Here is a 20194-nt window from a genome sequence, read left to right as displayed (position 1 = left end):
AGCGCTCTAAAAACGATGCGCTACTTCTTTTTTAATTCGAAATCACTTTCACATACATCCCTCTCACCGCTTTTTCATAAGCAATATCACTCATCTGTCTTATGTTTTCTGACACAACAGACGACTGAACGATTTTCCCTTCACGAAGTAACGGCGGATCAATAAGACGCACTTTATTTTTCTGATGTAAATCATAATCGTTTCTATCTTCTTTTACCTTTACATTTCGATGAACTTTGCTTAATAAAGCTTCTACTTCGGGGTCATTACATTGCTGCAATTTCGAAATAAGCTCCTCATCTTCAAGAAGAAAATCATCTGCATGAATAATCCTTTTATGAAGAGCTACCTTTAACGTTTTCGCTAACATATCATTTCCGTAAATATTCATTGGTTCCATAAAGAAATCGATTACTTCCTTGTAATACGTTTCTGTAAACCATTCCGCTATTTCGATATTTTGCAGAACCATTTTCCCCTTTACTTCGATGACATCCTCTAAAAAACTGTGAACTTCTTCTAAAGAAATATACCCATATGTATACATATCTCGTAATGTATAATCCACTCTGTCTGCGCATAATTCTGGTGCTGACCTTTCGAGTAACGTCCATTTCGAATCATCTAACAAAATATCTTCATAGTTATAACCATACTTCGCAAGAATCGCTGGAATTTCTGAGTTTTTCACAACAGAACTAAATATCTCTTCATGATAACTTTCATCTTCATTATGAAAAACGTAATCAATCACATGGGAAAAAGCAGTATGTGATACGTCATGTAGTAAACCAGCAATCTGTTCTTCTACTGAACCACCTAGTTTTTTCACTAATAACATAACACCAACTGAATGATCAAAGCGCGTTACATTCCATTTCTCGTTCATTAAGTAACTTGCGCCTGCTTGATGAATTCCCTTTAGTCTTTGCATAGATTTACTTGAAATTAATTCTTCTACTACTTGATCCACTTCAAATTCTCCGTATAGTACATCTGATATGATCACTTACAATCCCCCTTTATTTTGATCGAGTCTTATAATCTTATCTCTTTTATGAAATTAGCACCAACATAAATATTTATTGTTATTTGTTTTTATTAAAAAAAATAGAGAGCCATCAGCTCTCTATTTCATAACCCCTATTCAAATGTAACTTCTACCTGCACAATCTCCGACCTACTTCCAAGTCTAAGCGGTGGTCCCCAAAATCCAAATCCAGAAGAAACAATTGCGTGGAACGCGCCTTTTTGTGCGTATCCCCAGTCTAGCTCGTACATTCTTCTCGTTACAATATGATTGGGCGCCATTTGTCCGCGGTGTGTATGACCGGATAATAATAAATCTACACCTGCCGCTGCTGCTTGTTTCAACTCAAATGGCTGGTGATCCATTGCGATAACAGGCATCGATTTATCTACCGTACTCATTAATTGTTCAAAGCTTTGACGATCTCGCTCTGTTTTATCTCTTCTTCCAATGAGATAAAAGTCATCTTCAATTGTAATTACTTCATCTAAAAGAATACGAATATCAATCTTATCCATCTCTTGTAAAAACTCTGGAACCGCTCTACCGTAGTATTCATGGTTCCCTAAAACACCATATACGCCTAATGGTGCTTTCATTTGTTTCATGATTGGTCCCATATTCTTTTGAATGAACACACCTGGATGATCATCGATAATATCACCTGGCAGTAAAATAATATCAGGTTCCATCTCATTTACATGACGAACAAGTCTTTTTAAATGCGAAACGCCAGACAGTTTACCGAAATGCATATCAGAAGCCATCGCAATGCGTAAACTTTTACGCCCCTCTACCTTTTTCGGTATGTGCACCTCGTACTTTCTTACTACCGGACTATACGCATTAAATACTCCATACGCAAAGATAAAGATAAATGCAGCTATCACAGCCGCCCCTGTCCAAATAATTGCCGCTTCTTTCTCTACTGAAAACTGTAAAAGAAAGACCATAATATTAGCTAATGGCAACAACATAAGCGCATATTGTATAACTGCAAACCAAATCGAACCTATCGTTCGCAGAAATGGCAAAAACTTAAACACTTGCACGAGAATGTACGCATATGAAATAAATGCAACTATAAAAGCATAATATCCCCAAGATTCCCAGCCAAATACCGCATGAAGCCAAACCCATCCGTTCCAGCCGATGTAAAACATAAGTAGTGTGTATATAATTAATATGGTAAATATATTGAGATAACGAAGATTCTTCACAGCCAGCCTCCTTATTGATTTCTTCTATTATAACTTGTTATGCACTTATAACGTAAATATTAAGCGCTTCAATCTTCAGAATAAGAACATTGATAAACATATTGTCTTAAAATTTTTAAGAACGGCTGTAATGGACATTTTTGAGTCTTAAGTGTTGGATGAAATTCTATTATCTTTATCCTTCAAAACTCATCTATGCAATTATGCATAACCATCCATTCCGTTTTATTTTCATGTTACGATATAAATGTAATACGACATATATCGACAAAGATAAAAGGAAGTGATTGTATGAAACGTTCTAAAACATACTTAAAATGTTTAGCATTATCCGCTGTTTTTGCTAGTAGCGCTGTAACTCTTTCAACACCTGCTGCTTATGCTCAAACAACATCGCAAGTTGTAACAGATATCGGACAAAACGCAAAAACACATACGAGCTATAATACATTTAATAATGATCAAGCTGATAATATGACAATGTCTTTAAAGGTAACTTTTATCGATGACCCAAGCGCTGATAAACAGATTGCCGTTATTAATACAACTGGTAGTTTTCTAAAAGCAAATCCTACTATAAGTGATGCACCTATTGATAACTACCCAATCCCTGGCGCTAGTGCAACATTACGTTATCCTTCACAATATGATGTTGCATTTAACCTTCAAGATAACAGCGCTCGTTTCTTTAACGTAGCACCTACAAATGCTGTAGAAGAAACGACTGTAACATCTAGCGTATCTTATCAACTTGGTGGCTCTGTTAAAGCTTCTGTAACGCCTAATGGCCCTAGCGGTGAAGCTGGTGCAACTGGTCAAGTCACTTGGTCTGACTCTGTAAGCTATAAACAAACTAGTTATAAAACAAATTTAATTGACCAAACAAACAAAAACGTAAAGTGGAACGTATTCTTTAACGGATATAACAATCAAAACTGGGGTATTTACACACGTGACTCCTATCATTCTTTATATGGAAACCAACTTTTCATGTACTCTCGCACATACCTATATGAATCTGATGCAAAAGGTAATTTAATACCGATGGATCAACTTCCAGCGCTAACAAATAGCGGTTTCTCTCCTGGTATGATCGCTGTTGTTATCTCTGAAAAAAATACAGATCAATCTAACTTACAAGTCGCTTATACAAAACACGCCGACGATTACCAACTTCGTCCAGGCTACACATTCGGAACTGCAAACTGGGTTGGAAACAACGTAAAAGACGTTGATCAAAAAACATTTAATAAATTGTTCACACTAGATTGGAAGAATAAGAAATTAGTAGAGAAAAAATAAAGAAAACCGAACCTCCATTTAGATGGTGGTTCGGTTTTTATTTAAATTACAAAATCCTCCGGAATAAACACTTTCACTTCTTTCGGCTGTACGTATACGAAATCACCCGCTTGAATGTTCAGCTGCTTGAACTGTTCTTTCGTAATTTCTGCTTCTAAATATTCATCTGTTCCGTCTCGTTTTAATTCTACATATACGACAGGTCCGACTGCGTGAGAATAAGATACTTTTGCTGGGATTGCATCTACACTTTGTTTCGTACGAGAGATTGATAAGTCGTGCGGCCTTACATAGGCTATTCCGTCTACGTTTGAAACGTGCTTATGCTCTGGTGCTTCTAGTTCCACCGATCCTACATTTAGTTTACCTTTATGAACGCGACCATGAAATAAATTTACATTTCCTAAAAAATCATATACAAACGGACTTGCTGGGTTTTCATATACTTCTTCCGGTGTTCCCATTTGTTCAATGCAGCCTTCATTCATTACAACGATGCGGTCTGCAACGTCTAACGCCTCTTCTTGATCATGTGTTACGAATACGCTCGTAATTTGAAATTCGTCATGTAATTTTCGGAGCCATCTGCGTAATTCTTTTCTCACCTTTGCATCAAGTGCACCGAACGGTTCATCAAGTAATAAAATTTTCGGTTCGACTGCAAGTGCCCGGGCTAGTGCAATACGTTGACGTTGTCCACCAGATAATTGCGCTGGATAACGTTTAGCAAAGCCATCCATTTTTACGAGCTTTAATAATTCTGTTACCTTTTCTTCTATCGCTTCTGCTGACGGTCTTAAGCTTTTCTTTCTTACTTTTAAACCGAAAGCGACATTCTCAAATACATTCATATGCTTAAAGAGCGCATAGTGCTGAAAGACGAAACCGACTTGCCTGTTTTTCACGTGAATGTCTGTTAAATCTTCTCCATCAAATGAAACAGAGCCTCCATCCGCTTCTTCTAATCCTGCAATAATGCGTAATAACGTCGTTTTCCCAGAACCTGACGGGCCTAATAAGGCAACAAGTTCACCTTTTGGAATATCCAAATGAATGTCTGTTAGTGCTTGAAATGTACCATATTGCTTTGATACACCTTGAATTTGAATACTCACCGTAATCCCCCTTATTGTCGTTTTTCCATTCGCCATTCAATCCAGTTTTTTATAACGAGTGTAAACACTGCAATTAATGACATTAACGTCGCTACTGCAAATGCTGCTGAAAATTGATATTCATTGTACAAAATTTCAATATGGAGCGGCATCGTGTTCGTAATGCCACGCACGTGACCTGATACGACAGAAACGGCTCCAAACTCACCGATAGCACGGGCATTACATAGAATCATGCCGTATAAAAGACCCCATTTTATATTTGGAAGCGTAACGCGCCAAAACATTTTCCAGCCACTTGCGCCAAGTGATAAAGCTGCCTCTTCTTCACTTTTCCCTTGCGCCTGCATAATTGGAATTAATTCACGTGCAACGAACGGGAAGGTTACAAAGATTGTTGCGATAATAATGCCTGGTACAGAGAAAATGAGTTTCACTCCATGTTCAAGTAACCATTCGCCAAGAGCACCCCTCGGTGTGAAAAGTAAGACGAATACTAATCCTGCGATAACTGGTGACACAGCAAACGGCAGTTCAATAAGAGAGAGTAATACTTGTTTTCCTTTAAACTGAAACTTTGTAATAAGCCACGCGGCCGCTACCCCAAATATCGTATTAAGCGGCACAACGATTAACGCAACGAGAAGCGTTAATCTAATTGCTGAAAATGCTTCTTGATCTGTAATAGCGGCAATGTATACATCCATCCCTCTTTCAAAGGCTTTTAGAAAAATAGTTATGAGTGGCAGTAATAGAAAGAGAGATAAAAATAAAACTGTAATCGTAATTAGTACGCCTGGTACAAGCTTAGATTCTTTTTTAGCTGATACGCTTTTTACTATTTTCTTTTCTAATAATGTTGGTTCCATTTTCTCTCCTCCTATTCACTTTTTAGTTCATGCCTTCTACTCCAGCTTTGAATCATATTAATAAGAAGAAGGAAAAGGAGGGAAATAATAAGCATCACGGTCGCTACAGCTGTTGCCCCCGCGTAATCATATTGTTCTAGTTTCGTCATAATCATCAGTGGTGCAATTTCTGTTTTCATCGGCATATTACCTGCGATGAAAACGACAGATCCGTATTCTCCTAATGCTCTTGCAAATGCGAGTGAAAAACCGGCAAGAAGAGCGGGAAAGATTTCTGGTAAAATGATTTTCACAAATATTTGTAAGCGGGATGCACCTAAACTCGAAGCTGCCTCTTCTACTTCTTTATCAATATTTTGCAGCACTGGTTGCACCATTCGAACGACAAATGGTAAACCGATAAAAGTAAGCGCAACGATAATTCCGAGTGGTGTAAAAGCTACTTTTATATGAAACAGACTAAATATTTTCCCAATCCATCCATTTTCCGCATAAAGCGTTGTAAGTGTAATACCAGCTACAGCTGTCGGAAGTGCAAACGGTAAATCAATGAGTCCATCTAATAGTCTTTTTCCTGGAAATTTGTAGCGTACGAGCACCCATGCTATTAATAAACCGAAAATGGCATTTACAATAGCAGCTGCAAATGAAGTTGTAAAACTAACTTGATAGGAATGCAACACACGCTCGTTCGTTATAACCCCAGCGAACTTCTTCCAACCTAACTGTGAAGTTTGAATAAATACGATAGAAAGTGGTATAAGTACGAATAAACTCATGTACAACATTGTAAATCCAAGCGATAATCCAAACCCTGGTAAAACACGTTTCTTCCTCATCCTCTTTCACCTCATCCCCCTTTAGCAGTACGCATTATTTTTGATAAATTTTATCGAATACGCCGCCGTCATTAAAGTGTTTCTCCTGCGCTTTTTTCCAGCCACCAAATAGTTCATCTACTGTAAATAATTGAACTTTCGGAAATTGAGATGTATATTTTTCTGCTACTTTTTCATTACGTGGACGATAAAAGTTTTTTGCCGCAATTTCCTGTCCTTTTTCTGAGTACAAATATTCAAGATACCCTTCTGCTACTTTTTTCGTTCCTTTTTTATCAACGACTTTATCTACAACCGCTACTGGTGGTTCTGCAAGTACACTAATAGAAGGGGTTACAATTTCAAATTTATCTTTTCCAAGCTCTTTTTGGGATAATAACGCTTCATTTTCCCATGCGATTAATACGTCACCAATTCCTTTTTCAACAAATGTTGTCGTTGCTCCGCGCGCTCCTGAATCTAATACTTCTACGTTTTTATAAATTTGGCTAACAAACTCTTTCGCCTTATCTTCACTATTATTATATTTTTTCAGTGCGTATCCCCACGCCGCTAAATAGTTCCAACGTGCCCCGCCTGATGTTTTTGGGTTTGGTGTAATGACAGACACACCTTTTTTCGTTAAATCATCCCAGTCTTTAATGCCTTTCGGGTTTCCTTTTCGAACAAGAAATACAATTGTTGACGTGTATGGAGTGGAATTATTCGCAAGTCGCTTCTGCCAATCTTCTGCTAATTGTTTTTTCTTACTAATCGCATCAATATCATAAGCAAGTGCTAGTGTAACAACGTCTGCTTCTAAGCCATCAATAACAGAGCGCGCTTGACTTCCAGATCCCCCGTGTGATTGTTTTACATTTACTGTTTGCCCGTGCTTCTCTTTCCAATACTTCGCAAAATCTTTATTGAAATCTTGATATAACTCCCTCGTTGGATCATAAGAAACATTTAAAAGCTCAACTGTTTTTTTATCTCCACTTCCTTCAGAATTACTAGTGGATGTTGCCGAACCACACCCTGATAAAAGTACAACTGCTGATAATAAAACACCTGTACTTTTCATAAACGCTGTCTTACCCCACTTTTTCATCGTTAAGCCCCCTTAGTTTATACAATAGAAAAAGGCACACAATATATTCACAAATGTGAACATTGTGCGCCTTCAGTTTATCTGATTAGCTTCTAATGTATTCTATTCGATTTCTTTTCATTTTAATTCTGTAATTCACATGTGTCAACTTGGAATTTGAATTTTCTTATTAAACTAAAATATTGGCATACGTTGAGCCCAATGATTTTTCAAATCAGCAAATTCTTTTGGTAACTTACTATTTTCATTCCATTCTAATTTATATGCATTTACTAACACCGTAGCCATTGATTCACAGTCCACTACTCCATTTTGATTAAAATTACCGTTCTTATCACTTTCAGAGTTCATCCATAATTTCACAAATAAGATATTGCACCCGACGTAAGCGTTAATTTCTTCTGTTCTACGTATGTCCCCTCCTTGTTGGTCATATACAGGTTTAAATATATGGCACCACCGCTTAATCAATACAAAAAAAATGAGGCAACCACCTCCAAAGATGGTTGCCTCATTTTTACACTTGCATCGCTTTCTCTCTCAATGCTCTTCTTAACAACTTACCCGTCGTATTCTTCGGCAATTCTATTAAAAACTCAATGCTTTTCGGCACTTTATATTTCGCTAAATGTAACCTACAGTAATGCATTAGTTCTTCTTCTGTTACGTTTGCTTGCTTCAAAACGACGTACGCTCGCACAGCTTCTCCTAAGTTTTCATCAGGAACACCGATTACGACAACTTCCGCTACTGATTCGTGCGTATATAATACTTCTTCTACTTCACGAGGGTATACGTTATAACCGCCAACTAAGACGATATCTTTTTTACGATCCACGATATAGAAGTAACCTTCTTCATCCATTTTCGCCAAGTCACCTGTATATAGCCAGCCGTCTTTCAATGTCGCAGCTGTATCTTCTGGTGCATTATAGTATCCTTTCATAACGTTAGGTCCGCGAACAATTAATTCACCGACTGCGCCGACAGGTACTTCTTCCCCAAGTTCATTTACAATTTTATTTTCTACATGCCAAATATTTGTGCCAATTGATCCTGGTTTCCGAGGACGATCTAGCGGATTGAAACAAGTAACTGGTGATGCTTCTGATAAACCGTATCCTTCTGAAACAATAACGTTAAAACGTTTTTCAAAGTTTTGCAGAAGAGCAACAGGCATCGATGCACCACCGGAAATACAAAGGCGAAGCGTCTTCACATCTTCTGCGCTTGCTTCTTCAAATAAATATAAATAATTGTACATCGTCGGTACGCCAGCAAAGATCGTTGGTTCGTACGTGCGACAAATACGGAATACTTCTTTCGGACTAAATTTCGGTAACATTAAAATCGTTGCCCCGTTCACAATCGGTGCATTTACCGCAACTGTTAAACAGAATACATGGAACATAGGCAGTGCCGCAACAACGCGGTCATCAGCCGTATATTGTAAATACGACGCCACATCGTTCGCATTACTATATAAATTTTTATGTGTTAACATAGCGCCTTTCGGTTTTCCAGTTGTGCCCGATGTGTATAGAATAACCGCTACATCTTCTTCATCTAGTTCAGGACCTTCGTAAGTTGTATCTCCAGTCCCCACAAAACTAGTAAACGTTTTCATTTTTTCGGTTTCTGTATGGTTAAAATCTGATGAGGTTTCGCATATGATGATGTTTTCTAATGAAGGAAGTCTTGTTGTAAGAGATTGTATAACAGGTAGAAGGACGTCGAGTACGATGATTGTTTTTACATCTCCATTTTGTAAAATATAATGCATTTCGTCTGCTGTATAAATTGGATTAACTGGAATAACAGTTGCTCCGGCTTTCATTGTTCCGTATAAACCGACCAAAAAATGTGGTGAGTTCCCAACAACTAATGCGACATTGTCCCCTTTTCCAATGCCCATTTCTGCTAAATTGCTAGAAAACCTTGTGACCATTTTGTTTAATTGGTCATATGAGACCGACTGATCCATAAATATATAAGCCGGTTTTTCCCCCTTCTTTTTTGCCGTTTCAGCCAAAGATTGAACGAGATTCACAAAAACCCCACCTTTATAAAATTTAGAATATTTAAAAATTCTAAATTAATTATATTAAAAGAAAATTAAAGTGGCAAGTGATATTCTATTAACTGCATATAGACAGATCACCTTCTCTTAGTTTACTTTGGAAAAATAAGGGGATTTTATTTACAAGTAATTTATAACACTAGACCAAAAATCATTTTAGGATAATATGCACTCATCTTTTTTCTAAGATTTTCAAGTTCCTCTTTATTTAAGCTCGTATACTCCCCATACAAATTCAAAACGTCCGCTCCATTTTCATGAAAATACACGGTAACATATAATGCCGGTAACCCTTTGTTATCTTCATCTATTGATAAGACGACATCTGGTGTTTTATTAACAGTGCTGAATGTTTCATTTCTTTTCCACTTCTTATTTTGAAACATGTCTTGTATATCATGTATCTTTCGTTTGTTATCTGTATGCGTAAAATATATGACATTATCCTCCGCTGGTTTTCCGATAGACAAAATTGTACGACTTGAGGGCGATCCACTGCTACACGCTGTCATTCCGACGACGAAGCTGAGTAATAATACAACGTACATTACCCTTTTCATTTCGATTCGCCTCCTTTTGAATATATATATTCCTTTACGAGGGGCAAATGTCCTGTGATTTTATGTTTTGTGGTAAATGAAATTATATGAGCGATTTTTCAGTTATATCAGCGCCGCTCGATTTATATCGGCGATTTTTCAAATATATCAGCGCAACTCAATTTATATCAGCGATTTTTCAGTTATATCGACTTACCGACAAAACCTGACAATCTACGCAAAAAAGAAAGAGGCTGCCCGTTATGGAAGCCTCCCTCATTTTTAGAAGAATAAATGTAAGAAATCTTCTGTTGTAATGTTACCGAAGTAGCGTGCGATATCTACGCCTTCTAAAGCTGCAGTGAATGCATCTTTATCGAACTGAACGCCTGTTAGACGCTCTTCGATATCATGAACATCTAGTGAACCGAAGAAGTCGCCGTAAATTTTACATTCTGTTACTGTTCCTTTTTTCACTTCAAGACGAACGTCAACTTGTCCAACTGGGAAGCGGTGTGAATGTTGTAAGTTGAACTTCGGTGATTTTCCGTAGTTCCAATCCCAATTTTGGTAACGTTCTTCAGAAAGTTTATGGATTGCTTTCCAATCCTCTTCTGTTAATTCATACGTTGGGATTTCTGTTTCTCCTTCGAAAATTGTTTCTAGAAGAAGTTGTCTAAACTCTTCTGTCGTCATTTCTTCGTTTAAGAACTCTGTAATGTTCGCAACGCGGCTACGGATTGACTTAATTCCTTTTGATTGAATCTTATCCATTTTTACTTTTAACGCTGATACGACGTGATTGATTTCAGAGTCAAATAGTAACGTACCGTGGCTGAACATACGACCTTTCGTTGCGAACTGTGCGTTACCTGAAATTTTTCTACCTTCAGCTAAAATGTCGTTACGACCACTTAGTTCTGCATTTACGCCTAATTTACTAAGCGCTTTCGTTACAGGTTCTGTAAATTTTTTGAAGTTGCTGAAACTGTCTCCATCATCTTTCGTAATAAAACTGAAGTTTAAGTTTCCTAAATCATGATATACTGCGCCTCCGCCTGATAGACGACGAACGACATGAATACCTTTTTCTTTTACGTAATCTGCATTAATTTCTTCTACTGTGTTTTGGTTTTTACCAATGATAATCGAAGGTTCGTTAATGTAGAACAGTAAATATGTTTCGTTAATATCTAAATTTTTCACACAATATTCTTCAATCGCTAAGTTTATTCTAGGATCTGTAATTCCTTTATTATCAATAAATAACATCGTATCACCTCATGAGTTCCATACGTAGCCACTATGCGCTAGCGTAATGTGGCCACTGAAAATTTGTTTTGCTTCTGTTACTAAATCAGATGGGTTGCCTGTATGCGGTAAGTGCGTTAATAAAAGTTCTTTTACATTTGCATCTTTTGCAATACTTGCTACTTCTGTACTATTCATATGCCCTGCTTTTGCAGCCTCTTGATGTGCATACATATTACACTCACAAATGAAAAGATCAGCATCTTTCGTGAATGGAATGAATTCAGGAATATAACTTGAATCAGCGCTGTATACTACAGCATCATCTCCAGCTGTAATACGCATCGCAAAGCATGTAACAGGATGAACAGTTTTTAAGAACGAAATCGAGAACGGTCCAACTTGAAGTGTTTCTTCTGGATTGTACGCGATTCCTTTCGTATGTGGTTCATGTGTTAAAGAATGGAATCCATTCTCGTCAAACGTATGACCGTATATTGGTAATTCCGGTAGTTGCCTTGTTGTCGCACTCGTAATTAATCTCGCATATTGCAATACCCCAATGTCCGCAACATGATCGTGATGATAGTGTGACAGTACAACTGCATCTATATGAGATGGTGTTATATATTTTTGAAGCTGTGCTAGTACACCACTACCACAGTCTACAAGTAAACGAAAACCATCGTGTTCAAACAAATACCCCGACGTTGCTTCTCCCGCTTCTGGAAAGCCGCCCCAAAAGCCGACAACAGTCATTTTCATATGTATCCATCCTTTCTAAAACCGAGTAGGAATGCAGTTTTTCTCCGTACTTGAGAAAGTTTTTTACTTACATCCTACATTGTTAACTATAATCCATTTCCTAAACTTTTTCATTAATTTTCAATTTTGTTATAAAACAGTTGTTGACTTTTATTTTTTGTACTAATACAATGATAGTAAGAAATGGAAATGGAGGGATTGACATGATCGATCAACCAATGGAGTTTTTCAGAAATTTACCGACGAAAACTTGTGCGCACTGCGGGAAAGAAATTGATGAGCAACACGAAGCATACCATAACAAATGTGATGATTGCGTTCACGAAGAATAGTAGTTTTTGAGCATAAAAAAACCTAGCAGACATAGTCTACTAGGCTAATAACATCTTATCCTTCATCGTTGAACCTTTCACCAAGAGCTCCAGTTCAAACTCATACAATTCTTTTTTTCGATAATTTTTCGTATGGATTTTATCCATCATCAGGTCGACAACTTTTCTGGCCATTTCATCAATTGGCTGTTCAATTGTCGTAATACCTGGTTCTGTAATCTGCGATAATATTTGATTATCAAAACCGATAACAGCGAGATCATCTGGAATGCTCCAGTTATGGCGTTTCGCCTCTGAGATAATTCCAGCTGCTACCTCATCGCCTCCTGCCAAAATCGCGGTAGGATTTTTTTTGTCCTTTAATACTTCATGGAATATTCGTTTTCCATCTTCCCAAGAGAAAGCGTTTTCAAGAAAGTCAATCGCTTCTACTTGGCGGCTCTTCTCAGTTATTGCACGTAAAAAGCCCATTTTTCGCTGCTGGCTAACGACTTTGGTTTCGTTACCACGGCAAAAAATAAGATTACGATATCCTTGATCTAACACATGCTTCGCAGCTATGTATGCTCCTTGCGCATGATCAAACTTCACTGTTGGAATATTTGCTTCCTCAATATATTCATTACACAACACGATTGGACCGTGCTGTAAGTATGGCTCTACATCTTCCCACGGATTTTCTAGTGAACATAGAATAATCCCATCTACTTGTTTCGTAGATAATAATTGTAAATACTCCATCTCTTTTTCCGGTAAATATCTTGTTTGACAAATAATCAGTTTATATTTATGTTCAGAAGCAGCAATCTCGATTGCTTCAATAAATCTACTGAAGAAAGGATTTGTAATCCTTGGAACTAGCACCGCAATTGTTTCCGTTTTTTGTTTACGAAGCCTTCTCGCCGCAGAATTAGGAACGAAGCCTAAATGCTTCATTGCTAATTGAACCCTTTTTTTCTTCTCATCTGAAACATATGGATGATTATTAATCACCCTAGAAACCGTTGTCCTTGATAACCCTGCTAATTTCGCCACGTCCTCTATAGTCGACACGAAATTCTCCCCCTTTGCATGAAAACGTTTTCTTAAATTGATTATATAGTATATTATTGGAAACTGCAATATCGGTTGTTATGATTTTACTATATTAATATTATACATAGGTAAAAGTCTGTTAATGCATGGGCAATATACTGCTTTTAGAAATTTACGTTATGTACATTCCTTTTCTTAATACCATATATTCTTTATTTAATATAAAAGCCCATCAATACATCATCTCCATATGATCCATCTTCATATTTAATTTGCTTTCGTTGTCTTCCTTCTTCTACAAAACCCATACGTTTGTACACTTTAATTGCCCGATCATTAACAGAAACTACACCTAAGCAAATTTTCTCTAAACCTTTCTGCCCTTTAGCCCAACTAATAAGAAATTCAATTAATTTCGTGCCGATGCCTTGATTACAATACGCCTCTTTAATCCCCATTCCCATTGTGCCTGCGTGTTGTAACCGTTCTAGTTCATATCGGTTGAAAAGTAAAAAGCCTACCACCTTATAATCTACTTCATACACAATATAAAGATTACCTTTCTCATTACTTTTCCGTATCTTTTCTCTTTCTGCATCAATATCATTCGGTAATTTCTTTGGAGATACTATGAAAAACTTTGTAGTATTTTCCGATAATATAATTTCTTTTCTAATATTCATTATTGCTTCTGCATCAGCCTCTTTTGCTAATCGTATCATTGAATCACCTCGTACTTTTTCTTTTAAAAAATAATATTAAAACTATAAAACGTCCAATATGCAATATTGCATATTGAGAATCTTTTTACTCTTGATACAATATTCATACATCAAAATAAAAGGAATGTATGCAATGAATCCAATCTTAACAGCTGCAAAACAACTATTACATAAAGAAGAAAAGATTTTATCTACTTTAAAATGTTCACTTACTGGCTATATGATTACGCATAAAGTCCCATATCCTGGCATGTTACTTGCTACTAATAAAAGACTTCTCTTTTTTAGCCAATATAAAAACACATTTATTGCCGAATTTGATTATGAAAAAATTCTATCCATAGAAACGAAGAGAAGAATCTTTGACAAAAAAATAATATTTTACTATGAAGATGAATATATAACGCTTGGATACATTACAAGTTCGAATGTTGAAGCGTTCATAGACTTACTACAAAGAAACAGCAAGACTAGCACAGGCTTATAATCAGCGGGAATCCCCTCGCTGATTCATTATTTTAACTCCTCCCACTTCGTCCAAACTTCTCTCCCGTTTATACGGTACATATTATCCTCTCTATCCATAAACCTATGTACAATAAATTCACGTCTAATTGTACAAAAATCATCATGATATTGTTTTATAAATGTATTCATTTCTTTTTCTGTATATTGATTTCCAGCATCTAACTTGCTAATTAAATGCTCTAACAATACTAGTTTCTTCTTCTTTTGACCTGGAATCGATTTTAAACGATCCTCTTTATCGAAAAAGTTACGAATGGTCGTATCCCTAAATTTCATGTCACTTTCAGTCATTTTATTGTCCTCCATTAATTTTTATACAACAAAACTTTATTGTTTGTCCTTACTATTCTTCTTCATTCTTTCACTTACAACATCCATAAAGTAATACCCACTAATAAGCACATAGTAAACTACAAGTATTCCTAGTGCATCTTTCATATTTATATATTTTTCTTTATGAAATAAGATAGGTGAAAGGGCGTAAACAAGAAAGATGATTAGCGGATTTAAGATAAAATAATAAGTAAGATTTCCTTTCATCATATCAACTCCTCTATTCTAGTTTTCTCTGTAAATTGTTGTAAATCCTTTTCTTTCGTTTAAACTGCACATGCGATATGGTGAAATTAAGGAGAAGGATGATTATAAATGATATTTCACTCTAAAATTGATAAATTTTTCTTATTCATTATCTTTTTTGCTATTTTTCACCATAGGTGCTTCAACACTGCTTCCTCTCTTATTCGATAATGAAGCTACTACGACAGACGTATATATTCTACTATCTATTTTCTTTGTATCTTCTGGTTTCCTATTATGGAATTCCTTTTCATTTTTACTCCTCTCACCCACACTTTCTTCAAACTGACTTACCACTTTTACATTTGCAACCTATTATTCAAATTAACAAATTAAAAATGGTAAATTATGTTACAATTAACTTATACATACTTTGGAGGGTACATAGTGAAAAAAGCTATTATAGTATTAAGCATTCTATATCTTATTTTAACCGTACATACAGGAGCTGTTCTTTTAGGAAAAGAAGATTATAGAAGTGCTATCAATACATTAAAAGAAACGAAAGAAGTCTCTTCATTTCAATCTGCAAAAGACGGTGTGATTTTATTAAAAGGAGCATTAACTACTGCGCAACCTATTACAGAGGAAAAACTTCAAAATAAAGAATTCGCACTCCTTGAAATTAATACGTATAAACGAAGAAAAGCAAATTGGATAAACATTGATACAGAGCAACATATTGCAAAGCAGCTCTTACTAAATAATGAGGTTCTTCCTGCATTAAAAGAAATTCGTTTTTCGATGGAACCAATTACACTGTCAGGAAAAGATATTTCCATCGAAGATTACTCACTAAAAAAGGATGATACTCAATTAACAATTAAAAGTAAAGGATACCGATATACGGGAATAGAAAACAAATCAGACACTCTTATTTTTGGCATAAAAAAGGGGGATACCCTTGAAGGGTATAGTGGTTCTGAAATTCTAATAGGAAAAACAAAAGAGGAAATTGCTAGTAATATGAAACTATATACTTTTGCTGAAAAATATGGTCCATTTATTTGGATTGTAGCTACAATTATTCTTATAAGTATCGTTATATACTTGTTCCGTAAAAACAGAAAAACAAATGAACTTTCTCAACCAATGAAGTGAAACTTTAATCAGTGGGGGTTTCTTCATCCCCCACTGATTATTAGCCCTCACCAATCGGGCTTTAATGGGCAGTTGATCCCCACCTAACTTCTTTGCTTTCGCTGAATTTTGAGGTTTGGTCTTACTGCCCATCATTAAAGCGGGATAAAACAAAACTAATAAAAAAAGCACCAAAAAGGTGCTTTTATCTACGCTTCAACCGATTGATTTTCAAGCACATTTTTAAATTTTCGTTTGTGCATCAAAGTTAAAGAAACGATTGTTCCAAATGATAATACAACGATAAAAATCATGAGTATTCCTATGTTTTTCCACATGAAGTCAAAGTCTCCACTCGATACGACTGCTTTCAATCCTGATACAGAGTATGTCATCGGTAACCAAGCATTGAATGGTTGTAAAAACTTCGGAATCAATTCTAGTGGGAATGTTCCGGCACTTGTTGTAAGCTGCATAATTAATGTGATGATGGCGATAAAACGGCCTGCATCACCAAATGCTGTTACTAAACATTGAATTAATGCGATAAAGGCTAAACTTGTAATGATGCTAAAGAGTATGAAGTATGGAATGCTTTGTACTTCTACACCTAATCCGAACAGTAATATAACATCTGCTACTATCGCTTGAATAATACCAACTGATAGTAAAACACCGAACTTACTAATAAACCAACTAAATCCTGATTTTGGAACGCCTACTGTATCACGTAATGGGTATACGATAGATAATAATAATGCCCCAACAAATAAACCGAGTGATAAGAAATACGGCGTAAATCCAGTTCCGTAGTTAGGAACTTCCGCCATTTTCTCTGTCTTCACTTTTACAGGACTTGCAAACATATCATACGTTTTATCCGTTCCTTTTACTTCCCCAGTTTTCTCTGCCCCTTCGCCAAGTTTCTCTGCAAGTTCACCTGAACCGTCGTTTACTTTTACGAGACCATCTGTTACTTTTCCTGACCCATCTGCTAGTTTATTTACGCCGTCGATTAGCTGGGTTGAGCCAGTTGATAATGTGCCTAAGCCTGTTGTTACTTGACCGGAGCCGTCTGCTAATTGATTTACTCCACCTGCCATTTGATTTGCTCCTACAGATAATGTACCTAAACCGCCTGTTACTTTACTCGAGCCATCTGCTAATTGATTTACTCCACCTGCCATTTGGTTTGCTCCTGCAGATAATTGACCTAGGCCGCCTGTTACTTGACTTGAGCCATCTGCTAATTGATGTACACCACCTGCCATTTGATTTGCTCCTGCAGATAATGCACCTAAACCGCCTGTTACTTTACCCGAGCCATCTGCTAATTGATTTATCGCATCAATTAATTGACCGGATTCATTTTTAAATTTATTTGCGCCTTCTTTTGCTACATTTAAATTCTTACCAAACCCTTGGAAATTTTCAACAAATCCTTTTTGTGCACTGGCTAATTTCTCAATACCCTCTGTTAAAGAGTCCAATTTCGCTGTATTCGGTAGTTTGTTTTGTGCATCACTTGTTTTTTGATTTATTTCACCTTTTAATTGTTTTACTTCTTCATTTAATTTATTTGTTCCACCTGCTACCCCGGCAGCTTTTTGCTGAACTGTCGCTGTACTTTTTACAGCACTTGTTATGAATGGTTGTAACTGTTCTTGATATTCTTTCGGTAAACTTTCAATTCGCTTTTGTAAATTCACTACCTCTTGTTCTGCATTTTTGGCATCTCCTGCCGTTGATTGTGTAAGTTCATTTAACTGATTTACATTCGCCCCAGCTCCATCTATTTTCTCATTTACTGTATTCAATATAGAAGGGCCTTTCGACTGTATTTCCTCTAAACCTGCAGCAGAACTTTTCACTTTACTATTTAAATCTTGCAAACCCTTTTCAATTTTTTGAGAAGCTACCTCTAATTGGTTTTGTCCCCCAACCAGTTGTTCCATACCATTTGATAGATCAGTTGTTCCTGTTTGTAATTCGCCGGATTTACTTACTAGTTTGTTCAAGCCACCAGTCAGTTTCTCAGATCCATCATGCAATTCACCAATTCCTTTTTGCATTTCACCCGTTTTGCTATTTAACGTATTTAAACCGTCTGTTACTTTTCCTGATCCATCTACTAATTTTCCGATACCTGCTTGCATCTCACTTGTTTTACTATTTAACGTATTTAAACCGTTCGTTACTTTTCCTGACCCATCTACTAATTTCCCAATACCTATTTGCATTTCACCTGTTTTGCTATTTAACGTATTTAAACCTGCTGTTACTTTCCCAGACCCATCAAATAGTTTCCCTACACCTGTCTGTATCTCCCCAGATTTCCCTTGAAGTGTATGAAGGCCATCCGTCACTTTACTTGAACCATCATGCAGCTCACTTGATCCGTCGTGTAGTTTATTTGCTCCTTCCGCCCCATCTGCTAATCCTTTTGAGACGTCTTGAATGGAATCAAACATTTTCTCTGCATATGTTTTCGTTAACGTGCTTGATACTTCAGTTTTAATCTTTTCAATGGCTGTTCCTCCAATTTGTGAAGATAAGAAGTTTAAGCTTTCGTTTGGAATGTACTCTAAGTTTAATGGCTTTGGATTGTCTTTTAGTAACGTTGTAGCGTTACTTGAGAAGTCATCTGGAATGCGCACTAACATGTAATACTTTCTACCTTCCATTCCTTTCTTTGCTTCTTTTTCACTTACGAACTCCCATTTAAAACTTTTATTATCTTTTAAATTATCAACGAGCCCTTTTCCGACCTCAATTGGTTTCCCATCAAATACTGCGCCTTTATCTAAATTGACTACTGCAACTGGTAAGTCATCTAACTGTTTATACGGATCCCAAAAGGCCCACAAAAACATCCCTGCATATAAAATCGGTACGAATAAGACCGCAATAATTGGAATTAATATTTTTTTACTTTTGATAATTTCCGTGAACTCTTTCCGAAGTAACTGATTCCCTTTCATAATTTCTCCCCCTTTTATAAAATGACCAAAATGTTCATATAGTCATTTTTACCCAAACAAAAAGGCTATACTTGTTCATACATATGCCTTATCCACGAATTTATTACTATGCAACTTTTTCTCATTATGATTATATTTTTTCTATATCCCCCCTTAATTTAAATATATGACCACATTGTTCATTTGGTCATTTTTTTATAAAATTAAAAGGATTATCTTAGTTTGACAATCCTTTTAGTAAATAAAGTTCAAATAACTCTGCAATTTTTTCTTTTTCTAGCGGTTCATGATTTTTTTCCCAATCAAAAATAAGCGATACATATAGACGAAGCATAATAAATGCTGTAATTTCTGGATCACATTTGCTAATTTCACCTTTTTCAATCGCAATCTTTAAATACGATTGAATAACAGAAACGATTTCCACATCAACTTGTTGCATAACTTCTTGTACTTCTTTCGTTCCCATATCGCGCTCTTCTTGAATTAATTTAATCATAAGCTGATGTTCTTTTCTAAATTCCAAGATGCTATATAATGCTCTATGTACATTTTCAAAAAATGAAACATCTGAACGAATTGCACTTTCTGCAACTTGCTTCATTTCTGTAATTAAATTAGAAATAATTTCACCAAATAGCTCTTCTTTATTTTTGAAAAAAGTATAAATCGTTCCTTTTCCTACATTCGCTAACTTCGCTACTTGATCCATCGTTGTTGCTTTATAACCGAACGCTGAAAAAGACTTTGTTGCAGCTTCAATAATAGAACGTTTTCGATCTATTGCCACATCATCACCTCCAAAAATGACCAATTGGATAATATAGTCAATCAGTA

General features: G+C 36.2%; 21 protein-coding genes and 1 pseudogene. 5 read left to right on the top strand and 17 right to left on the bottom strand.

Translation table 11 applies throughout. From position 1 onward, the window contains the following. Window positions 1-31 precede the first annotated feature (31 nt). Complete coding sequence (locus tag ACQGSG_RS09580) at window positions 32-1009, bottom strand: HD domain-containing protein (protein WP_000587063.1); 978 nt, start codon at window positions 1007-1009, stop codon at window positions 32-34. A 134-nt stretch (window positions 1010-1143) separates the two neighbouring features. Continuing rightward, a complete protein-coding gene (locus ACQGSG_RS09575) occupies window positions 1144-2250 on the bottom strand; it encodes a metallophosphoesterase (RefSeq protein WP_325842719.1) in 1107 nt (368 codons plus the stop codon). 34 nt (window positions 2251-2284) lie between these two features. On the opposite strand from ACQGSG_RS09575, the pseudogene ACQGSG_RS09570 reads away from it, so the two are divergent. Beyond that, a pseudogene (locus ACQGSG_RS09570) lies at window positions 2285-2398 on the top strand (TetR family transcriptional regulator); the annotation flags it as partial. 143 nt (window positions 2399-2541) lie between these two features. Continuing rightward, complete coding sequence (gene cytK2 / locus ACQGSG_RS09565) at window positions 2542-3552, top strand: beta-channel forming cytolysin CytK2 (protein WP_000830629.1); 1011 nt, start codon at window positions 2542-2544, stop codon at window positions 3550-3552. A gap of 41 nt (window positions 3553-3593) precedes the next feature. Here the strand turns inward: cytK2 and ACQGSG_RS09560 are convergent, their stop codons facing one another. The 9 genes from ACQGSG_RS09560 to ACQGSG_RS09520 form a co-directional block, all read right to left on the bottom strand. Beyond that, the gene (locus tag ACQGSG_RS09560; protein ID WP_097998627.1) at window positions 3594-4667 is read right to left on the bottom strand and encodes a sulfate/molybdate ABC transporter ATP-binding protein; all 1074 of its coding nucleotides are present in this window, start codon (window positions 4665-4667) and stop codon (window positions 3594-3596) included. Between the two features lie 11 nt (window positions 4668-4678). Then, window positions 4679-5536, bottom strand: coding sequence for a sulfate ABC transporter permease subunit CysW (gene cysW, locus ACQGSG_RS09555; protein ID WP_061660109.1), 858 nt, complete (start codon window positions 5534-5536; stop codon window positions 4679-4681). 11 nt (window positions 5537-5547) lie between these two features. Beyond that, complete coding sequence (gene cysT / locus ACQGSG_RS09550) at window positions 5548-6375, bottom strand: sulfate ABC transporter permease subunit CysT (RefSeq protein ID WP_001227879.1); 828 nt, start codon at window positions 6373-6375, stop codon at window positions 5548-5550. 34 nt (window positions 6376-6409) lie between these two features. Next, entirely contained in the window at window positions 6410-7465 is a 1056-nt protein-coding gene (locus ACQGSG_RS09545; protein ID WP_000758703.1) for a sulfate ABC transporter substrate-binding protein, read from the bottom strand. 174 nt (window positions 7466-7639) lie between these two features. Continuing rightward, entirely contained in the window at window positions 7640-7816 is a 177-nt protein-coding gene (locus ACQGSG_RS09540) for a hypothetical protein (protein WP_001999272.1), read from the bottom strand. A 166-nt stretch (window positions 7817-7982) separates the two neighbouring features. Further along, the gene (locus ACQGSG_RS09535) at window positions 7983-9515 is read right to left on the bottom strand and encodes a fatty acid--CoA ligase family protein (protein WP_044584217.1); all 1533 of its coding nucleotides are present in this window, start codon (window positions 9513-9515) and stop codon (window positions 7983-7985) included. 161 nt (window positions 9516-9676) lie between these two features. After that, on the bottom strand, window positions 9677-10105 hold the full coding sequence (locus tag ACQGSG_RS09530) for a hypothetical protein (RefSeq protein ID WP_098522297.1): 429 nt from the start codon (window positions 10103-10105) through the stop codon (window positions 9677-9679). 261 nt (window positions 10106-10366) lie between these two features. Further along, entirely contained in the window at window positions 10367-11356 is a 990-nt protein-coding gene (locus ACQGSG_RS09525) for a lipoate--protein ligase (RefSeq protein ID WP_103652865.1), read from the bottom strand. 9 nt (window positions 11357-11365) lie between these two features. After that, the gene (locus ACQGSG_RS09520; RefSeq protein WP_000784690.1) at window positions 11366-12100 is read right to left on the bottom strand and encodes an MBL fold metallo-hydrolase; all 735 of its coding nucleotides are present in this window, start codon (window positions 12098-12100) and stop codon (window positions 11366-11368) included. A 203-nt stretch (window positions 12101-12303) separates the two neighbouring features. Between ACQGSG_RS09520 and yhfH the strand changes: the two genes are divergently transcribed. Beyond that, on the top strand, window positions 12304-12432 hold the full coding sequence (gene yhfH, locus ACQGSG_RS09515) for a protein YhfH (protein ID WP_000567010.1): 129 nt from the start codon (window positions 12304-12306) through the stop codon (window positions 12430-12432). A gap of 39 nt (window positions 12433-12471) precedes the next feature. Here the strand turns inward: yhfH and ACQGSG_RS09510 are convergent, their stop codons facing one another. Further along, on the bottom strand, window positions 12472-13485 hold the full coding sequence (locus ACQGSG_RS09510) for a LacI family DNA-binding transcriptional regulator (RefSeq protein ID WP_000103715.1): 1014 nt from the start codon (window positions 13483-13485) through the stop codon (window positions 12472-12474). 194 nt (window positions 13486-13679) lie between these two features. Further along, a complete protein-coding gene (locus tag ACQGSG_RS09505; RefSeq protein ID WP_000620018.1) occupies window positions 13680-14189 on the bottom strand; it encodes a GNAT family N-acetyltransferase in 510 nt (169 codons plus the stop codon). Between the two features lie 133 nt (window positions 14190-14322). Here ACQGSG_RS09505 and ACQGSG_RS09500 point away from each other — a divergent pair, with 133 nt between their 5' ends. After that, complete coding sequence (locus tag ACQGSG_RS09500; RefSeq protein ID WP_001068217.1) at window positions 14323-14676, top strand: PH domain-containing protein; 354 nt, start codon at window positions 14323-14325, stop codon at window positions 14674-14676. A 26-nt stretch (window positions 14677-14702) separates the two neighbouring features. Here ACQGSG_RS09500 and ACQGSG_RS09495 read toward each other — a convergent pair whose 3' ends face one another. After that, complete coding sequence (locus ACQGSG_RS09495; protein ID WP_325842722.1) at window positions 14703-15008, bottom strand: DUF2087 domain-containing protein; 306 nt, start codon at window positions 15006-15008, stop codon at window positions 14703-14705. Window positions 15009-15044: 36 nt separating this feature from the next. Beyond that, the gene (locus ACQGSG_RS09490) at window positions 15045-15260 is read right to left on the bottom strand and encodes a hypothetical protein (RefSeq protein ID WP_001988614.1); all 216 of its coding nucleotides are present in this window, start codon (window positions 15258-15260) and stop codon (window positions 15045-15047) included. A gap of 384 nt (window positions 15261-15644) precedes the next feature. Here ACQGSG_RS09490 and ACQGSG_RS09485 point away from each other — a divergent pair, with 384 nt between their 5' ends. Then, entirely contained in the window at window positions 15645-16397 is a 753-nt protein-coding gene (locus ACQGSG_RS09485) for a hypothetical protein (RefSeq protein WP_003283506.1), read from the top strand. Between the two features lie 188 nt (window positions 16398-16585). On the opposite strand, the gene ACQGSG_RS09480 is transcribed toward ACQGSG_RS09485, so the two are convergent. Both ACQGSG_RS09480 and ACQGSG_RS09475 read right to left on the bottom strand, forming a co-directional pair. After that, window positions 16586-19357, bottom strand: a complete 2772-nt coding sequence (locus tag ACQGSG_RS09480; RefSeq protein ID WP_325832537.1) for a YhgE/Pip domain-containing protein — start codon at window positions 19355-19357, stop codon at window positions 16586-16588. Window positions 19358-19574: 217 nt separating this feature from the next. Beyond that, on the bottom strand, window positions 19575-20147 hold the full coding sequence (locus ACQGSG_RS09475; RefSeq protein WP_000963381.1) for a TetR/AcrR family transcriptional regulator: 573 nt from the start codon (window positions 20145-20147) through the stop codon (window positions 19575-19577). Between the last annotated feature and the right edge of the window lie 47 nt (window positions 20148-20194).

The sequence above is a fragment of the Bacillus sp. GMa5/1 genome, from assembly GCF_050172015.1.
Classification (GTDB): domain Bacteria; phylum Bacillota; class Bacilli; order Bacillales; family Bacillaceae_G; genus Bacillus_A; species Bacillus_A cereus.
This window is presented reverse-complemented; position numbering and strand designations above follow the sequence as displayed.